At 60.3% G+C, this 16,089-nt stretch carries 17 protein-coding genes; 10 read left to right on the top strand and 7 right to left on the bottom strand.

The annotated features are described in order from the left end of the window. Window positions 1–270 precede the first annotated feature (270 nt). A complete protein-coding gene (locus BLW50_RS08120; RefSeq protein WP_090700101.1) occupies window positions 271–768 on the top strand; it encodes a DUF3592 domain-containing protein in 498 nt (165 codons plus the stop codon). Here BLW50_RS08120 and BLW50_RS08115 read toward each other — a convergent pair. The 4 genes from BLW50_RS08115 to BLW50_RS08100 all read right to left on the bottom strand — a co-directional run bounded on the left by BLW50_RS08115 (window position 765) and on the right by BLW50_RS08100 (window position 4,221). Next, window positions 765–1,415: a Clp protease N-terminal domain-containing protein gene (locus BLW50_RS08115; protein WP_090700098.1), complete on the bottom strand. Its 651-nt coding sequence runs from the start codon at window positions 1,413–1,415 to the stop codon at window positions 765–767. The two genes, BLW50_RS08120 and BLW50_RS08115, sit on opposite strands and share 4 nt — an antisense overlap. Window positions 1,416–1,590: 175 nt before the next feature. Next, on the bottom strand, window positions 1,591–2,373 hold the full coding sequence (locus BLW50_RS08110) for a DUF1365 domain-containing protein (protein WP_090700096.1): 783 nt from the start codon (window positions 2,371–2,373) through the stop codon (window positions 1,591–1,593). After that, complete coding sequence (locus BLW50_RS08105) at window positions 2,370–3,746, bottom strand: NAD(P)/FAD-dependent oxidoreductase (RefSeq protein WP_090700092.1); 1,377 nt, start codon at window positions 3,744–3,746, stop codon at window positions 2,370–2,372. Before BLW50_RS08105 ends, BLW50_RS08110 begins: the two co-directional genes overlap by 4 nt. Window positions 3,747–3,840: 94 nt before the next feature. Then, window positions 3,841–4,221, bottom strand: a complete 381-nt coding sequence (locus BLW50_RS08100; protein WP_090700089.1) for a DUF2147 domain-containing protein — start codon at window positions 4,219–4,221, stop codon at window positions 3,841–3,843. A gap of 54 nt (window positions 4,222–4,275) precedes the next feature. Between BLW50_RS08100 and BLW50_RS08095 the strand changes: the two genes are divergently transcribed. The 7 genes from BLW50_RS08095 to BLW50_RS08065 all read left to right on the top strand — a co-directional run bounded on the left by BLW50_RS08095 (window position 4,276) and on the right by BLW50_RS08065 (window position 10,680). Continuing rightward, complete coding sequence (locus BLW50_RS08095) at window positions 4,276–5,085, top strand: sigma-70 family RNA polymerase sigma factor (protein WP_244544170.1); 810 nt, start codon at window positions 4,276–4,278, stop codon at window positions 5,083–5,085. Then, window positions 5,082–5,717: a ChrR family anti-sigma-E factor gene (locus BLW50_RS08090; RefSeq protein ID WP_090700086.1), complete on the top strand. Its 636-nt coding sequence runs from the start codon at window positions 5,082–5,084 to the stop codon at window positions 5,715–5,717. The genes BLW50_RS08095 and BLW50_RS08090 overlap by 4 nt, the downstream gene beginning before the upstream one ends. Window positions 5,718–5,730: 13 nt before the next feature. Next, on the top strand, window positions 5,731–6,540 hold the full coding sequence (locus BLW50_RS08085; RefSeq protein ID WP_090700083.1) for a DUF1295 domain-containing protein: 810 nt from the start codon (window positions 5,731–5,733) through the stop codon (window positions 6,538–6,540). A gap of 12 nt (window positions 6,541–6,552) precedes the next feature. Next, window positions 6,553–7,590: an SAM-dependent methyltransferase gene (locus tag BLW50_RS08080; protein WP_090700081.1), complete on the top strand. Its 1,038-nt coding sequence runs from the start codon at window positions 6,553–6,555 to the stop codon at window positions 7,588–7,590. A gap of 129 nt (window positions 7,591–7,719) precedes the next feature. Beyond that, complete coding sequence (locus BLW50_RS08075) at window positions 7,720–7,902, top strand: CsbD family protein (RefSeq protein ID WP_090700078.1); 183 nt, start codon at window positions 7,720–7,722, stop codon at window positions 7,900–7,902. A gap of 152 nt (window positions 7,903–8,054) precedes the next feature. After that, entirely contained in the window at window positions 8,055–9,602 is a 1,548-nt protein-coding gene (locus BLW50_RS08070; RefSeq protein ID WP_090700076.1) for a helix-turn-helix transcriptional regulator, read from the top strand. 319 nt (window positions 9,603–9,921) lie between these two features. Continuing rightward, window positions 9,922–10,680 carry a sensor histidine kinase gene (locus BLW50_RS08065; protein ID WP_170850052.1) on the top strand — a complete coding sequence of 253 codons (759 nt, stop codon included), beginning with the start codon at window positions 9,922–9,924 and terminating at the stop codon, window positions 10,678–10,680. A gap of 12 nt (window positions 10,681–10,692) precedes the next feature. On the opposite strand, the gene BLW50_RS08060 is transcribed toward BLW50_RS08065, so the two are convergent. Then, window positions 10,693–12,117, bottom strand: coding sequence for a helix-turn-helix domain-containing protein (locus BLW50_RS08060; protein WP_090700068.1), 1,425 nt, complete (start codon window positions 12,115–12,117; stop codon window positions 10,693–10,695). A gap of 204 nt (window positions 12,118–12,321) precedes the next feature. Between BLW50_RS08060 and aceA the strand changes: the two genes are divergently transcribed. Together aceA and BLW50_RS08050 are read left to right on the top strand one after the other, a co-directional pair. Then, window positions 12,322–13,602 (top strand): isocitrate lyase, encoded by a 1,281-nt coding sequence (aceA, locus tag BLW50_RS08055; RefSeq protein ID WP_090700064.1) that lies wholly within the window; start codon window positions 12,322–12,324, stop codon window positions 13,600–13,602. Window positions 13,603–13,640: 38 nt separating this feature from the next. Further along, window positions 13,641–13,856, top strand: coding sequence for a DUF4170 domain-containing protein (locus BLW50_RS08050; protein ID WP_090700061.1), 216 nt, complete (start codon window positions 13,641–13,643; stop codon window positions 13,854–13,856). A gap of 104 nt (window positions 13,857–13,960) precedes the next feature. Here BLW50_RS08050 and BLW50_RS08045 read toward each other — a convergent pair whose 3' ends face one another. Both BLW50_RS08045 and BLW50_RS08040 read right to left on the bottom strand, forming a co-directional pair. Beyond that, window positions 13,961–14,977 (bottom strand): isopenicillin N synthase family dioxygenase, encoded by a 1,017-nt coding sequence (locus tag BLW50_RS08045; RefSeq protein ID WP_090700058.1) that lies wholly within the window; start codon window positions 14,975–14,977, stop codon window positions 13,961–13,963. 25 nt (window positions 14,978–15,002) lie between these two features. Continuing rightward, window positions 15,003–16,073, bottom strand: coding sequence for a Bug family tripartite tricarboxylate transporter substrate binding protein (locus tag BLW50_RS08040; RefSeq protein WP_170850051.1), 1,071 nt, complete (start codon window positions 16,071–16,073; stop codon window positions 15,003–15,005). Window positions 16,074–16,089: the final 16 nt, after the last annotated feature.

The raw sequence follows: 16,089 nt of genomic DNA, 5'->3' as shown, positions 1-16,089 counted from the left end.
GTCAGAAGCCGAGGACCCCGGAAAGCATGACCAACGGCCGTACCTGTCCATGAGCTCCAAGCGCTATATTTTTAGGCAATTGTCGTGCCAGCGCGATTGGACGGCACGGGTGAGGTCCCGCGCCGGACGAGGGGGCTGATGCGAACTCCGGGGCAGATTCCTGGCTACAAATTGTGCGTTGCACAATAATCCAGCAAGTGGCATTGGCCCGCGTTCATCAATGCTTTGCGAACCCATGCTATTGGGTTTTTACATCTTCAGGTTGCACCCATGGCCATTGAAGCTCTCTGGAACACAGTCTTCCGGCAGATCCAGGCCCTCTTCGAGGCCGTGCTGCGGCCGTTCGTGCTTCTCGCTAAGTTCCTCGGTTTCGACTTCAACTCCGGCAGGATCTGGCTGCTAATGGTGAGCCTGTTTTTCGCCGCCGTCATTCTGGCCGCCGCTTATGAAGAGATCGTCTTGGTCATGCGTGGCCGGCGCGCGGCGGGCAGGGTGGTGGGCATCGATCCGGGCGATGAATCGCCCGATCGGCCGATCATCCAGTTCAAGGATGTGCTGGGCCGTTCGCAGGAGTTCGTCTCGAACCTCGGCTGCAATGCCATGACACGGATCATCGGCGCGCCGATCGACATCATTTATGATCCGCGCAAGCCAAAGCGGGCGCGCGAGCGTGGGCGACCATTCTCCACGGCGCTGTTTCTCGCCTTCTGGCTTTTCCTCGGTGTCTTCCCCTTCGCCCTGTTCCTCTGGGCGCCGGAGATGAGCTAGGGCTCTGGGGCGATGATCTCGGATAGTCTCTGCTGGGTCATCCCCTGTTCGCCGAGAAATCTTACCGCCGGGCTCTGCGTTTCGGTGAACAGAGCTTCGAGGATATGTGCCCCCGTGAGGAGGGGCCGCTCCAGTTCCTGGGCGCGGAGACTACCGCGCTGGATCACGCGCTGAAACGCGGCCGTCGGTTTGGGCGCGGCGATACCGCCGACCATCAATTTCTTGAGGTCGTTGTCGAGGTAGCCGGTCAGTTTCTCCGATAGCACGCCGTAATCGACGTTGCCGACGCTCATCAGCGCGGCCGCATCCGCGTCATCAATCAGGCCGAGGAGGAGATGCTCAAGCGTGGCGTATTCATGCTTTCTCCGGCTGGCGAAAACAAAAGTCTTTTGCAATGTGCTCGAAAGCGTAGCGGAAAGCGGAACCTCCGGATCACTCCCGATAGCGAGGCGCAATGGTGAGGGGACATTGTTGCGAACAGCCGTGGGTTCGCTGTGAATCATCGCAGCCAGCGTATTCCAATCGGCGACGCCGAATGTCTCGGCGATCAGTTCGAGGCTTTGGCTGTGCGTGATCTTGAGGCCTTTGGCGGCGAGTGCACTACGCAGTGTTTGCGCCATGGCTTTGGCGTTGCGGAAATCGCGCATGTCTTCATCCTTTGCTTGAACGAGACAGAAGTGCCAGAGGCTTGCATTGCTGGCCCGCTCGTTCGGGCAAAGGGCGACTAAGGCCGCGATACGTTTACCGTCCCCGAAGGGCGCAAGCGGCAGGTCGTATCAACCGAGACGAAAATGACGGAAAGACGAGTGGGTGTCAATTGCCCTAGCGGGCTGATACCTGCGTCACCGGTTGTTCCGGGGCCTTCGGGCGCGCACGCAGGCGGATGCCTTTCAGCCAGATCACCAGCGCATGGACATGAATGGCGGCGATGACTTTCAGGGTCAAAAACGGATTGGCCAGCGACAGTTTCATTAATGTCCTGTCGCTGATCGCCATGGCCTTGCCGCTCAGGGTCGCTTGCAGCACCGGCCCGTCGTTGTCGTGGCTGCTGATGGCGACGGTCACGCGCTCGCCGGGTGGCTGCACCTTGAAGTTATAGACCATGTCCATGTCCATGAAGGGCGACACGTAGAATTCCTTGCGACAGGTTTGGCGAATGCTGTCGCCATTCTCTCGGTCCGGTTCGACCGGGATCAAATAGGAATGACGTTCACCGAAGGTGTTGTGCACCTGATACACTAAGGCCTGTAGCCGCCCGTCGCGATCGCGGCAGAAATAGACGCTGATCGGATTGAAGCCATACCAGAGGACGCGTGGCATGGTGAGCAGGCTGATGGTGCCTCCCTGTGGATCGAGGCCGGCCTGCCGCAGATGCCGTTCCACCTGCTGACGTAGCGGCGTGGGGCTGCCATCGCCATGATCGGCGGTGCGAAAGCTCATCAGATTGAAACGCTCGGACGAGAACCACCACAGTTTGCACGCCAGCATATCGATTTCCTCGAGATCGAGGCAAAGCCAAAAGCAGGAATGACGCAGCCGATGCCGGCGCGGTCGCAGGCGCAGATGTGTCACCGTTCCCACATAGAGGCGCGAGTGGAAGGTCATGCGGCCAGTTCCTTAACCTCGACCTCCCAGCCATCCGGCAAGCCGATGCGGCTGGATTCATTCTCGACCTGCCAGGGCCGCCGCACGCCGCCGATCGCTTCGGCGACCGCGAGCCCTGCCTGCAAGCCATCCTCGTGAAAGCCAGCCCCCATGTAAGCGCCGCAAAACCAGACATTGCCCTGTCCCTGCAGCGACCAGAGCTGCTTCTGCGCGGCGATGGCCTCTGTGTCGAAGGTCGGGTGTTCATAGAATTCCTGGCTGATCTGTTTGTCGGCTTCAGGCGGGCGCGCCGGATTGAGCGTCACGAACAGCGGATGCGCCGGGTCGATGCCCTGAAGCTTGTTCATCCAATAGGTGACAGTGAGGCAGTCAAGCTCGTTCTCGGTGCGCAGATCGAGGTAGTTCCAGCTCGCCCAGACATTGCGTCGCCGAGGCATCAGCGAGGTGTCGCGATGCAGATAGGCGATGTTGTGGCTGTAGCGGAATGCCGACAGCAATTCACGTTCCGGCAATGTCGGCGTGTCGATAAGCTTCAACGCTTGGTCAGCGTGGGTGGCGAGAATGACATGATCGAAACAGTCGCGCTGGCCCGTGGCATCAATGATCTCGACATGATCGTCATGGCGGACAACCGACACGACGGCGGCATTGCGGCGAATGCGATCGGCATAGCCACGCGTCAGCTTTTCCACGTAGGCGCGGCTACCGCCGCTCACGGTGCGCCAGATCGGCCGTTTGAAAATATTCAGCAGGCCGTGATTTTCCTGAAAGCGAATGAAAGAGGCGGCGGGATAATCGAGAATGCGCCTAGCTGGCGCCGACCAGATCGCGGCGGCGAGCGGCAGCAGATGATCGTCGCGGAAGGCCGCGCCATAGGCGCCTTTGTCGAGATATTCACCGAGCGACAAGTCCGCCAGCAGATGATGACGGCTGTCGCGCGATGCTTGCCGATAGAAGCGCTGTAGATCATAGAGCATCGACCAGAAACGCGGCCGCAACAGATTGCTGCGCTGAGCGAACAGGCTGGCGAGATTTTCGCCGGAATATTCGATCTCGCCATTGTGCAGCGAAGCGGAGAAGGACATGTCCGACTCCTGCGTGGTGACGTCGAGATGGGAGAAGAGGGCGGTCAGATTGGGATAGGTCTTCTCGTTATAGACGATGAAGCCGGTGTCGACGGGGATCGAACCGTTATGGGTCGGCGCGTCGCGGGTGTTGGAATGGCCGCCAATACGTCCATCCTGTTCGTAGACTGTGACCTGATGGCGGGTGGCGAGCAACCAAGCTGCCGACATGCCGGAAATTCCGGTTCCGACGATGGCGATCTTCAGGCCGGCTGCTCTGGAAAGGGGCGGGGCCACATGGGCATTCATTGTCAGACCTCGTGCGGTCGCCGCTTCTCATCTGCGGCTTATCTGCACTACGGTCTTGGCCGTCTCCTGGATCACTGCCGCACGATCATACGCGTCAGCGAATGCGGCTCCAGGACATGTTCTTGCACAGCAACCGGCCCAGGACACAGCCTTGGGTTTTCAAACTGTTGGCAGCCACGGTGATGTCGATATTGTACGACATCTTACGCTGCGGGTCATAAGCGGTGCCGCTGAGGACGCTGGGCGAAGCCGGTTTGACGTTCATCACCAGCCGGTCGCCGATCTTCTCATCGGTCACGCCGTCTTTGATCCAGGTGTTGACGGCGCAGATCTGCGCGCCGCAGGGGGCGATGTTGACCCGGGCGATGCCGTCGCCTCGGGCCCAGCTGCCGGAGGCATCCTGGGCCAGGGCGAGGGGAGCCGAAAGACTCAGAAACATGGCTGCTGGAACAGCTAAAACAACGATTTTGTGCATGAATTTGCCTCCCGAACAGCAGTTGGGCCTCTATAGAACGGCCCAGGCGGACCGTTGGATCAGGACGATTGGGAATTCTGCTGGCGCTTCTGCCCTTCAACGGCAGGCCGCCGGTTCCGTTCCTTAAGGGAATCGGTGATCCACTTGCATCCGGCAGGCGTATCGGGAGTTATGAAGCTCGACATTCGCCAGGTTGCAAACGAAACGGTGATCGGGGCGGGACGCGACCGTCGGCGATTGTCAGAACGCTGGGTCACCACGATCCGGCGCGGAGTTGAGATGACAGGCAAGGGTCCGGACCAGTCGGACAAGGACTATGGGGAGATGATCCGGCTGATCGCGCAGCGGCGCGACCGGCAGGCCTTCGCTTGTCTGTTCGATCACTTCGCCCCACGCATTCGCGGAATGATCCTGCGCACCGGTGCGACGGTGGAAATCGCCGAGGACGTCGCTCAGGACGCTATGCTGACCCTGTGGCGCAAGGCCGAATATTTCGACCCGCAGCGCGCGGCGCCTGCTGCCTGGGTTTTCGCCATCGCGCGCAATCTGCGCATCGACGGCATCCGTCGCGACCGGCGCGCCCAGATGCACGCTCTTCTCGATCGGATCGAGCCGGAGGCGCCGGAACAACCCGATCAGCGTGCCAGCCTCGACGAGCGCCAGCGCCGTGTCGCCGATGCACTGAAATACCTTCCGGCCGAACAGGCCGAGGTGGTCCGTATGTCCTTTGTCGAAGGCAAAGCCCATGGAGAAATTTCGAAATGTCTCGAGTTGCCGCTGGGAACGGTCAAATCCCGGCTTCGCCTCGCCATGATTAGGTTGCGCCAGGCTCTGGGAGATCTGGCGGAGGAAAAAACATCATGATTCCCGCCCATCACCCGAGCGACCTTTTGCTGGCCGAATTCGCCTCCGGTGCCCTTGACGAGGCGAGTGCGCTCGTTATCGCAGCTCATGTGGCCATGTGTTCGCAGTGCCGGCAGGCGGTGGCTGATTTTGAATGTATTGGCGGCATGCTCCTCGATCAGGTCGATGATGGGGCGTTCGATGCGAAGCGGCGCGCCCAGGCGCTCACCGCCATTCCCGTCGATCTGCCGCAGCAGCCGGCATTGCCACGCGATCTCGCGGGCGCCGACGGCGTCGAAGCGATGATCGATCTCTATGGCCGGGGACCTTGGCGCTGGATTGGGCCCGGCGTCTATCGACGCGGCATCAACTTGGAAGATCGTGGTGTGCGCGCCTTCATGCTGCGTGGCGCCGCCGGCACTGAATTGCCGCATCACACCCATTCCGGTACCGAACTGACCCTGATCTTGAAGGGGGAATTCAGTCACGAACTCGGGCGTTTCCAGGTCGGTGATTTGGAAGAAGCCGATGGCGGCATTGCCCATGCCCCGCGCATCGGTAACGAGGAGTGTATCTGTCTTGTCGCCATGGAAGGTACGATCCGCCTGAAGGGTTTGCTGGGCCGCCTGATACAGCCCTTCGTGCGCTTATAGTCCGGAGATCGTCATGGGTGCCCGCGTCCTTCTCCTCACTCTCCTTTGCGGGTGGATAGGGCTGGCTTTGGCGATGACCGGGGCTTGGATTGCCGAGCGACGCACGGGCAATTCCGGCTGGATCGATGTGACCTGGACCTGCGCTGTCGGTGGTGTCGGCATTGTCCTGGCGCTCGCGGCATTCCTCTCGACGAAGGCGTCATCGACACGCATTCTGGTGGTCGTCGCCCTCGTTGCCTTATGGGCCTTGCGCCTCGGCCTACATCTATTGCGGCGGACGCGGGGGATCAGCGACGATCCGCGCTATGCCAAGATGAAAACCGAAATGGGCCTGAAGGTCGGACTCGGCATGTTCCGGCTGGTGCAGGCGCAGGCCCTGGTCAGTATTCCTTTGGTGATTTCGATCGCACTGGCCGCCTGGTCGCCTATCCCATGGCGACCACAGGATGTCTTGGCCATCATCGTCGCTCTGGTCGCCATTGCTGGGGAAGCCGTGGCTGACGCGCAACTGCGCGCCTTCCGCGCGAAGCCTGAAAATCGCGATCGCTTCTGCGACGAGGGCCTGTGGCGCTGGTCGCGGCATCCCAATTACTTCTTCGAATGGCTCGGCTGGCTGGCTTATCCGCTTTTCGCGGTGAGCTTCTCCACTGACTATCCGATCGGCTGGCTCGCTTTCGCCGGTGCTCTTTCCATGTATTGGCTGCTCACCCGCGTCTCCGGAGTTCCGCCACTCGAAGCGCATATGCGCGCCAAATATGGCGACAGTTTTCGGCGCTACGCCGCCCGCACCAGCGCTTTCTTTCCACGCCCGCCAGCCGCCTGAAGGAGGCACGCCATGACATTCGTCGATTCAGCCATCGTGGCAGCCGAGGCTATTCCGGTTCCCGATTTCATCAGCCGGGCCGGTATCAACTTCCTTGTCGCGCGCACCCGTCGCCAATTGGCGAATATCGATGCCATGGACGACGCGCGGTTTGTCGCGCAGATGGGCGTGGCGCCGATCGCCGTGCATACGGATGCAGCCAACGCCCAGCACTATGAGGTGCCGGCCGCTTTCTTCGCGCTGGTTCTCGGCCCGCATCGTAAATATTCATGCTGCCTGTATCCGAACTGTCCGGCAACCCTGGAGGAGGCGGAGAACGCCGCGCTGGTCGAGACCGTGCGCAACGCCGATCTGAGGAACGGCCAGGACATTCTCGAATTGGGCTGCGGCTGGGGCTCTCTGTCGCTCTACATGGCGGAACAATTTCCAGGCGCCCGCATCACCGCCGTCTCCAACTCAAATTCGCAGCGCGCTTATATCATGGGCGAAGCGGAGCAGCGGGGCCTCTCGAACCTCGCGGTCATCACCTGCGATATGAATATCTTCAAAACGGCGACGACGTTCGATCGCATCGTCTCTGTTGAGATGTTCGAACATATGAGCAATTGGCGCAAGCTCCTGACCCATGTGCGTGGCTGGCTGCGCCCGCAGGGCAAATTGTTCCTGCATGTCTTCACCCACCGTCTCGGCTCGTACAAATTCGATGAGAATGATCGCGGCGATTGGATTGCCCAACACTTCTTCACCGGCGGCATCATGCCGAGCCATACTTTGATCCGGCAGTTTGACGATCTGTTTCAAGTCGAGACCGAGCAACGTTGGAACGGCACCCATTATCGGCGCACGGCGGAGGATTGGCTGGCCAATTTCGATGCACACACAACGGAGATCGAAAAGGTGTTGCGTCCGGTTTATGGCAAACAGACCCATTTATGGATGCGCCGCTGGCGGTTGTTCTTCCTCGCGACATCCGGCCTTTTTGGCCATGCCGATGGCAAGGAATGGGGCGTCAGCCACTATTTGCTGAGGCCGGCTAAGCCCGCAGCCTGATGCACATGTATCACTTATCCTGATCCAGGGGTGTCTTTTGCGCTTCCGCTTCGAAGCCTAGATGTGGAGCGTGCCGGTCGGAGGCGAAAGCTTCCACACGAGCCGGCGATACATTCATGGAGAAATATCATGGACAAGGATCGCATCGAAGGCGCGGCCAAGCAGGTCAAGGGCACGATCAAGGAAGCCGTCGGCAAAGTGACGGGCGACGCCAAGACCGAAGCAGAAGGCAAGGCGGAAAAGGTTGCTGGTAAAGTCCAGAACGCCGTCGGCAGCGCCAAGGACTCCGTCCGCGACGCCGTGAAGAAGTGAAGCAAGCGAGGATGTTTCGCCGCATCCTCCTAAATCTTCAACCACCCCTGGCGCGATGCGGCAGGGGTGCTTTTCATTGGTAGGAATTCCCGGCTATTGTGATGGTTGAAAAAAGGCTCTCGTCGATCGATCCGTGCGAGACAAGGAATACAATGACGAACGAGGTTCCGGACGAGGCGGTTCTGCGACAGCAGGTGGATCGTCGTCAGCTACAAGAGATCATCTCCGGATTGGGTGAGGGTATTCTGCTGATCGATCGGGCCGAGGGTATCGTCTGGGCCAATGATAAAGCCCTGAGCCTGCATGGCGTCACCGAACTGGCGGAACTCGGCACGACAGCCGCCGACTATCGGGCGCGCTTTCAGCTGAAATATCGCAACAATCACGTATTGACGGAGAGCCAATATCCGATCGACCGCCTGTTGGCGGGCGCCGTGTTTAGGGATGTGATCGTTGACGTCACTAAGGTCGCGAAAAAAGGCGGGCGCTCGGAAGAGGATTCAGAAGACGACTCCTGGCACTGCATTCAGCAGCTGCGCGGGCTTATTCTGACTGACGCCAAGGAGGCGCCGGAATCTTATGTGCTCATCATCGAGGACATGACCGAGCGCTTCACAGCGGAGGAACGTTTCGAGCGGGCCTTCGGCGCCAATCCGGCGCCCGCCATCATCTGCCGTCTCTCGGACCTACGCTATGTGAAGGTCAACCAGGGCTTTCTGGAGATGACTGGCTATGCGCGTGAAGACGTGATCGGCCGCTCGACTTATGAGGTCGATGTGTTGGAAGGCGCTGCCACCAGGGACACGGCCATAGCCGCGCTGGGGGAGGGGCGCACAATCCCGCAGACGGAAGCGACGATCCGGCTCCCGGACGGAACTTCGAAGTTTGTGATCGTCGCCGGCCAGCCGATCGAGGTCGGCGAGGAAGCCTGCATGCTCTTCACATTCATGGACCTGGAGCCTCGTCGGAAGGCCGAGGATGCGCTACGCCAGAGCGAGGAACGTTTCGCGCGCTCTTTCCGTCTGACGCCGATCCCCACGGTGCTGGCGACACGCGAAGGTCTTCGCCTGCTTGATGCCAACGACGCCTTCTTCTCCGTTCTGGGTTTTACCGAAGAAGAGGTTATCGGCCGGATGGGACGCGAACTGCCGATATGGACCGTGGATGCATCACGCCGGCAGCTCGAGCGAGAGATTGAGAAGAGCGGCAGTTTCCGCAATGTCGAAATTCAGATTCGCACCAAACACCAGGAGATCCTGGATTGTCTCGTCTCGGCCGAGACGGTGAGTATTCACGGTGAAGATTGCGTACTCATTGTGATCCAGGACATCACCGAGCGTAAGCGTACCGAGGTCGAGCTGATCGCCGCGATCGAGACGGTGATGAAGGACACCTCGTGGTTTAGCCGCACGGTAATCGAAAAGCTCGCCAATCTGCGGCATCCCGGCCGGGCCAGTGTGGAAGGAGCGGAATTGTCCGCCCTGACACCACGCGAGCTGGAGGTGCTGGGGCTGATGTGCCAGGGCCTGAGCGATGGCGAGATCGTCAAAAAGCTGAAGCTGACGCGCAACACGGTCCGCAATCATGTCGCCCGCATTTATACGAAGGCGGATGTGCATAGCCGCGCCGCAGCCGTCGTCTGGGCGCGCGAACGCGGCTTCATCGGGACGACAACCAAAGTCACCACCCGTTCGAAGTGATCCACGGCCTGATACATTTGTATCAGCATGATCTGATGCAACCAGCTCTGTTGCGCTTGCCTTGGGATACCTAATTTCCGTTTGCAGACACGAGCCGAGGATTTCGGTTTCGGTCAGGAAACGAGCCAGGAGGTCAGGCATGGATCGAACCGCTCGGCGGATGGGAGACCACAGCCTCGCTTCCTGGGCGACACAGGTCATACCGCTAGAGCGGATATTGCCTGGCGTACCCATCGAAACATCTCATGGACCTCGCATCGGCATGTTGTGCGTGTCCGATCTTCAGGCAAGGGGCATGGCGCAAGACATGATGCAAGACATGACTCCAGATCAAGAAGACGATCTCAAATCACACGCGCCTCAGGATATGAAGGCGGAGGAATGGAAGGCGGCTCTGCAGGAGGAGCGCGCCGCCCGGCTTGAGGCTGAGCGCCTTCTGGCGGAGAAAGAGGAGCTTCTGGCTCACAACGATATTTTGATGCGCGAGATCGACCATCGGGTCAAGAATTCGCTGCAGATCGTTGCCAGCATGCTCGGCTTTCAGGCGCGCCGTATGTCCGATAGCGCTGCGGCTGCGGCTCTTGAGGAAGCGCAACAGCGCGTCTGCGGCATCGCCGCGGTGCACGAGCAGCTGTTCGGCATTGTCGATCTGGAGCAGGTCGATATGAGCATTTTTCTGGCCGGGCTCTGCACCGCGCTAGCAGACAACCATCCCGACAATGTCGAGGCGCTGACCGTCGACGCCGCGCCGATCACTTTACCTTCCACCCGCGCCATGAGACTGGGCTTGATCGTCATCGAACTCGTGACGAATGCCTGCAAATATGCCTATCCGGACGATCGACGTGGCCGCATCGACATCTCCTTAAGCGCGACGGAAGAGAACGTCCATCTGGTTGTCGCCGATGATGGCGTTGGCCTGCCGGCGAATTTCTCGATCGACGGTGCACGGGGGCTTGGCATGCGGCTGATCGGTTCGGTGCTTGGGCAATTGGGCGGCAAGCTGACCATGGCGCCCGGGCCTGGCGCGCGCTTTGCTATTGATATTCCGCGTGCGGCACTGGGTGCGAAGATCTAAATTTGTGCAGGTCTAAATCTGCATGGCGTAGGTTGATAGCCCGCGCTTGTTCTCGTCGATCTCAAGCCGCTGCGACAGCGATGGCATGGCGCGATCGGCGCAGTCGCCGCGCGGGCAGACGCGGCAGGAAACGCCGATCGGCGTGACGATCTGCGGATCGTCGACATTGAGCCCATCCGCATAGACCAGATCCTTGGCGAAATGCACAGCGCAGCCCAGGCCCACCGCGAGCTGGCCGATACGGCTCGGCAGGCCGCCGCGTGGCGTGGCGCGTGCTGCCGTGTCGATGGTGCGCGCGACGCAGAAATAGCTTGAATTGTCGGGCATGCGCGACACCTGCACCCGCACCATGCCCGGCGTGGCGAAGGCGTCATAGACATTCCAGCGCGGGCAGGCGGCGCCGAAGCGGGCGATGTGAATGCCGGAGGCCGAGAAGCGCTTGGAAATATTGCCAGCGATGTCGACACGGATGAGGTGGAAGGGAATGCCTTCTTGGCCGGGCCGACGCAGAGTGGTGAGCCGATGGCAGATCTGCTCGAAGGACACGCCGAAACGATGTTGCAGCACGTTGATGTCGTAGCGTGTCGATTTAGCCGAAGCTAGAAAACGATCGTAGGGCATCATCACGGCGGCGGCGAAATAGTTCGCCATGGCGGAGCCGGCGAGGGCTTCTGCTTGTGGCGTGGTGAACTTGCCGGCGGAGGCTGCGTGGTCGATTTCGCGGCGATGGCCGAGCAGAGCGATCTGATAGGCGAGCTGGAAGGTGCGGCTTGGCCCCGGCAGCATTTCCGACAGCGTCAGCTTGCGCGTCAGCGGATTGAACATGCGCAGATGGCCGGGCATGGCGGAAGCGGGCGCGATTTCCAGATCAACAGCGAAACGCTCGGCCAGCACTTTGACGAGGTCCTGCTGCAGGGTGAGCAGCGCCAGGCTGTTATCGTGCCAGAGCGACTCCGCCGCTTCTTCCAGGCCGGGGAAGTAATTCAGCTTCGCCTGCAGGAAGTCGGTCACCTCCTCCGACGGCAGGCCGATCGGCGCTGCGTCATTTTCTGAATCGCCTTCGACGGGCGCCAGCGCCGCGCCACGGCGATAGGTCTGATAGAGCGCCAGCATGGCGCGGGCCATCGAGGGCAGGGTGGCGACGATGTCGCGCACATCGGTCGCCTTGATGTCTTGTGCATCGAAGGCTGGATCGGACAGCGCCTCCATCAGATCGGCAACGAGGCGGCTATCGTCTTCGCCGCCCATGGCGGCGAGGTCGACCTTGAAGCGCTCCGCCAGGCGCAAAAGGATGTTCACGGTGACGGGGCGCTGGTTCGACTCCAGCAGATTGAGATAGCTCGGCGAAATGCCGAGCTCGGCCGCCATCTGGGTCTGGTTGAATTTCTGATCCTGCCGCAGGCGACGCAGCTTGCCGCCAATCCGTGCTGAACGCATATGCGGATCCTCATTTGACAGGATTATTACAATTTACAAATCAACAATTGTCAATCGGATGAGAAATTTCAAGTTATATCTTCATTTTCATATAGTTATTGCGATTCACAAAGGCAGATGACATTTTCCGCTCAGCCCGATGACGGCCAAACAGCCAAGCAGTGATGGACATAAGGGTCACTGTTACAAGCGGAGTAAAAAGCAATGTCTTCCTCCTATAGCCCGGAAAACCGCCGCGATTACACCGCTGCCGAGGTTGACCGGCTCTCCGGTTCCGTCCGGATCGAACACACTTTGGCGAAGCTCGGCGCGGCGCGTTTGCGCAAGCTTTTGGCCGAACGCCCCTTCGTGCGTTCGCTTGGCGCGATGACCGGCAATCAGGCTTTGCAACAGGTCAAGGCTGGCCTCGAGGCGATTTATCTCTCCGGCTGGCAGGTCGCGGCCGATGCCAACAATGCCGGCCAGATGTATCCGGACCAGTCGCTCTATCCGTCTTCCTCGGTGCCGGACGTCGTCAAGCGCATCAACAATGCTCTGCAACGCGCCGACCAGATCGCGCGGGCGGAAGGCGACACCTCGACCTATTGGTACGCCCCCATCGTTGCCGACGCGGAAGCGGGCTTCGGTGGCCCCCTCAACGCCTTCGAACTGATGAAGAGCATGATCGAGGCAGGCGCCGCCGGCGTCCATTTCGAGGATCAGCTCGCCTCGGAGAAGAAGTGCGGCCATCTTGGCGGCAAGGTGTTGGTGCCGACCCAGACCTTCATTCGCACGCTCAATGCGGCGCGCCTGGCGGCCGATGTCTGCGGCGTCGATACCATCATCTGCGCCCGCACCGACGCCCATTCGGCGACCTTGATCACCTCGGATATCGATGATTACGACCATCCCTTCATCGATCGCTCCAGCCGCACCGGCGAAGGCTTCTATCGCTTGAAGCAGGGCAACCACCATTCGGTGGAACATGCCATCGCCCGTGGCCTGGCCTATGCGCCCTATTCGGATCTGGTGTGGTGGGAAACCTCCGAGCCCGATCTCGGCGAAGCGCGCGAGTTCGCGCAGGAGATGCATCGCCAGCATCCGGGGCGGTTGCTCGCCTATAACTGCTCGCCGTCGTTCAACTGGCGCGCCAAGCTCGATGCCCACGCGATCGAACACTATCAGGAGAAGATCGCCGAATTGGGCTATCGCTTCCAGTTCGTGACCTTGGCCGGCTTCCACGCCCTCAACCTGTCGATGTTCGACCTGGCCAAGGGCTATGCCAAGCGCGGCATGGGCGCCTATTCGGAAATGCAGGAACGTGAGTTCGCCGCCCAGGCCAACGGCTTCACCGCCGTGCGCCACCAGCGCGAAGTGGGCACCGGCTATTTCGATGCGGTGGCGATGGCGATCTCCGGCGGCAAATCCTCGACGACCGCCATGGCGGGATCGACCGAGACCGACCAGTTCAAGCCCGCGACCGAAACCCGCGTCGCGGCGGAGTAATCACCTTCAACGCAATGTCCAATCTTAAGGAGCATGCCATGCAAGAGCAATTCTGGGTTGTCGGCGGCGAGTTCTCCGATCTCGATTTCCGCCAGATCATCGAAGGTACCGGCAAGACATTCGGTCCGTTCGAAAATTATGAAGCGGCGCAAAAGGTCTGGCGCGATTGTTCGCTGGCCAACCGCTTCGAAGCCTGCGCGCGTTTCTCGATCGTCACCTCTGCGATCCCCGCGCAGCGTCGCCAAGCTGCTTAAAGCTCAAGCGGCGTAACCGAGAGGCCTTTGTTCCACAGCCCGAGGGCCGTCTCGGAGAACCGTCCCGTGCCGCAGCGCGGGGCGGTTTTCATTTTCAAGCTGCTTCAACTCGCCGTTTCTTTTTGCGGAATGATGCGGGCTGAATTGCGGGCTTTGAACTCTCCCCAAATGAAGTGCCGATCGCGCGGCATCGACGTCGGCAAATCCTCCGGAGCGACGTTTGCGGGGTCGGGATTGCGGATGATCGGATAGATCACTTCGTCGTAGGTGGGGTAGAGGAAAAAAGGAATGGAGTAGCGTTCGCGGCCGGAGCGATTGATGACGCGGTGGACGGTCGAAGAAAAGACGCCATCGGTCCATACTTTCAGGATTTCGCCGACATTGACGACGAAGGTGCCGGGAATAGGCGGCACCGCTACCCATTCGCCGAGTTTGTTGCGGATTTCCAGTCCGCCATTGGCATCCTGCGCCAGGATGGTGAAGGCATTCGTGTCGGTATGAGCCCGCGCGCCAAGGTGGTCGCCTGGACCATCGGGCGCTTGCGGCGGGTAATGCAAAAGCCGCAGTGAGTTCATGTCTTTGCGAAAGAAACGGCTGAAGGTCTTGCGCGGCAGATCGAGGCTCATCTCGAACAGCGTTACCAGTTCGCGGCCGAGCGCATCGACTTTCTCATAATAGGCCATCATGCGCGGCTGCAGATCAGGCATGGCGCTGGGCCAAGGAATCAGGCCATGCAGCGGCGTGCCCGCCAGAAGATCAGGATCGTCGGGCGCCAGCGGGCGTTTGATCTGAAAGGCTTCCTGTAGGTTCTCGGAAATATTGCGGTCGTTGCCCTTGGTCTTGCCGTGCAGATAGCCTTGGAAATGATTGTTCTTGGTGACCGAGACCTCCATCTTGGCGTCCAGCGGCAGGTTATGGAAATCTTCGGCGGTTTTGAAAATGGCGGCGATATCTTCGTTCGCGACGCCGTGGTTCTTGACGTAGAAAAACCCGACCCGGGCGCAGGCTTCAGCAATGGCAGTGGCGACGGCGCGCCGCGCTTCATCGCCGCCGGAAGCGATCGGGCCAAGATCGATAACGGGGACTTCCGAGAAATCGAGCGGCTTCACTGTCGGGAGCATGGGCGTTCTTCCTGTATGAGACGGGTTATCGTGTCGGACCGGGTGACGTGTTGCTGGCGATCTTGCGAATTTCGATGATCCTTTGCACCGCGTCCTGCGGGCTGGCGTAGAGCTTTTCGACGAGGGCTTTCACAGCCGCGCCGCTGGTCGCGGTGATGTCGAATTGCGCCTTTGTCGCATCGGCGATGAAATCGGCATCCTTCATCGTGGCCATGAAGGCGCTGCGCAGGGTTTCGACCCGCTCGGCGGGAACTCCGGGCGGCGCCACGAAGGTGCGCACCAACGGGTCGGTGCTGATCGCCACCTCGAGCGCCTCGCGATCCTTCTTGTCGGTGACGAGTTCGCCCAGGGATGGGATGTCGGGGAAGCCGGTGGTGCGTTTCAGACTGGCTTGCAGAAAAATATTGATGGACTTGCCGTCAAACCATTGAGGCCGAGCGGCGCGCAGTGTGGTCGACGTGTAGCCGCAACCGCCATCGAGTTCGCCGCGCTCCATGGCGAGCGCGACATTGGGGGTGTCGGGATAGCCGAGAATCGGCTTCAGTTTGGTGCCGAGCAGCTGATTGACCAGATGCGAGATGAAATTGCTGTCGCCGGTCGGTCCGGTGCCGCCGACCAGAACCTGTTGGCGCCGTGCGTCCTCAATCGTCTTGATCGGACTGTCGAGGCGGCTGAAACATAAGCTGACGTCGGCCTGGCCGCTGCCGATCCAGTTCAGTTTCAATGGATCGAAGCGCGCCAATTCATTGCCAAAGAGCGGCTCGAGAACAACGCTTTTGCCGGCTTGGGCGATTGTGGTGCCGTCGCGTGGCGCACGATTGTAGAGCGTGTTGAGCGCGATCATGCCGACGGCGCCGGGCATGTTTTGCGGCACCAACGTCGGATTACCGGGAATGTGCTTGCCATAGTATCGGATCACCAGGCGCGCGAAGGAATCATAGGGCGAGCCGGCGGCGTGGGAGATGATCACGCTGATCTGCTTATTGGCGTAGAAATTCGGCTGAGCGCGTGCAGGCAGCGCCAACGTGGTCATCGCAGTGAGCGCAGCCAGAGCAGGGAGCTGTGCCAGGAGGCGATATGCGGGTCGATGCGCCATGTGCCCAATCTCCATG

Origin of the sequence: Beijerinckia sp. 28-YEA-48, assembly GCF_900104955.1 — a bacterium.
Classification (GTDB): Bacteria; Pseudomonadota; Alphaproteobacteria; order Rhizobiales; family Beijerinckiaceae; genus Terripilifer.
This window is presented reverse-complemented; position numbering and strand designations above follow the sequence as displayed.

Bases quoted from the DNA above. Each gene is read 5' to 3' on its own strand.
- BLW50_RS08120 (WP_090700101.1), top strand. From the start codon at position 271: ATGGCCATTGAAGCTCTCTGGAACACAGTCTTCCGGCAGATCCAGGCC.
- BLW50_RS08115 (WP_090700098.1), bottom strand. From the start codon at position 1,415: ATGCGCGATTTCCGCAACGCCAAAGCCATGGCGCAAACACTGCGTAGT.
- BLW50_RS08110 (WP_090700096.1), bottom strand. From the start codon at position 2,373: ATGACCTTCCACTCGCGCCTCTATGTGGGAACGGTGACACATCTGCGC.
- BLW50_RS08105 (WP_090700092.1), bottom strand. From the start codon at position 3,746: ATGAATGCCCATGTGGCCCCGCCCCTTTCCAGAGCAGCCGGCCTGAAG.
- BLW50_RS08100 (WP_090700089.1), bottom strand. From the start codon at position 4,221: ATGCACAAAATCGTTGTTTTAGCTGTTCCAGCAGCCATGTTTCTGAGT.
- BLW50_RS08090 (WP_090700086.1), top strand. From the start codon at position 5,082: ATGATTCCCGCCCATCACCCGAGCGACCTTTTGCTGGCCGAATTCGCC.
- BLW50_RS08085 (WP_090700083.1), top strand. From the start codon at position 5,731: ATGGGTGCCCGCGTCCTTCTCCTCACTCTCCTTTGCGGGTGGATAGGG.
- BLW50_RS08080 (WP_090700081.1), top strand. From the start codon at position 6,553: ATGACATTCGTCGATTCAGCCATCGTGGCAGCCGAGGCTATTCCGGTT.
- BLW50_RS08075 (WP_090700078.1), top strand. From the start codon at position 7,720: ATGGACAAGGATCGCATCGAAGGCGCGGCCAAGCAGGTCAAGGGCACG.
- BLW50_RS08070 (WP_090700076.1), top strand. From the start codon at position 8,055: ATGACGAACGAGGTTCCGGACGAGGCGGTTCTGCGACAGCAGGTGGAT.
- BLW50_RS08065 (WP_170850052.1), top strand. From the start codon at position 9,922: ATGACTCCAGATCAAGAAGACGATCTCAAATCACACGCGCCTCAGGAT.
- BLW50_RS08060 (WP_090700068.1), bottom strand. From the start codon at position 12,117: ATGCGTTCAGCACGGATTGGCGGCAAGCTGCGTCGCCTGCGGCAGGAT.
- aceA (WP_090700064.1), top strand. From the start codon at position 12,322: ATGTCTTCCTCCTATAGCCCGGAAAACCGCCGCGATTACACCGCTGCC.
- BLW50_RS08050 (WP_090700061.1), top strand. From the start codon at position 13,641: ATGCAAGAGCAATTCTGGGTTGTCGGCGGCGAGTTCTCCGATCTCGAT.
- BLW50_RS08045 (WP_090700058.1), bottom strand. From the start codon at position 14,977: ATGCTCCCGACAGTGAAGCCGCTCGATTTCTCGGAAGTCCCCGTTATC.
- BLW50_RS08040 (WP_170850051.1), bottom strand. From the start codon at position 16,073: ATGGCGCATCGACCCGCATATCGCCTCCTGGCACAGCTCCCTGCTCTG.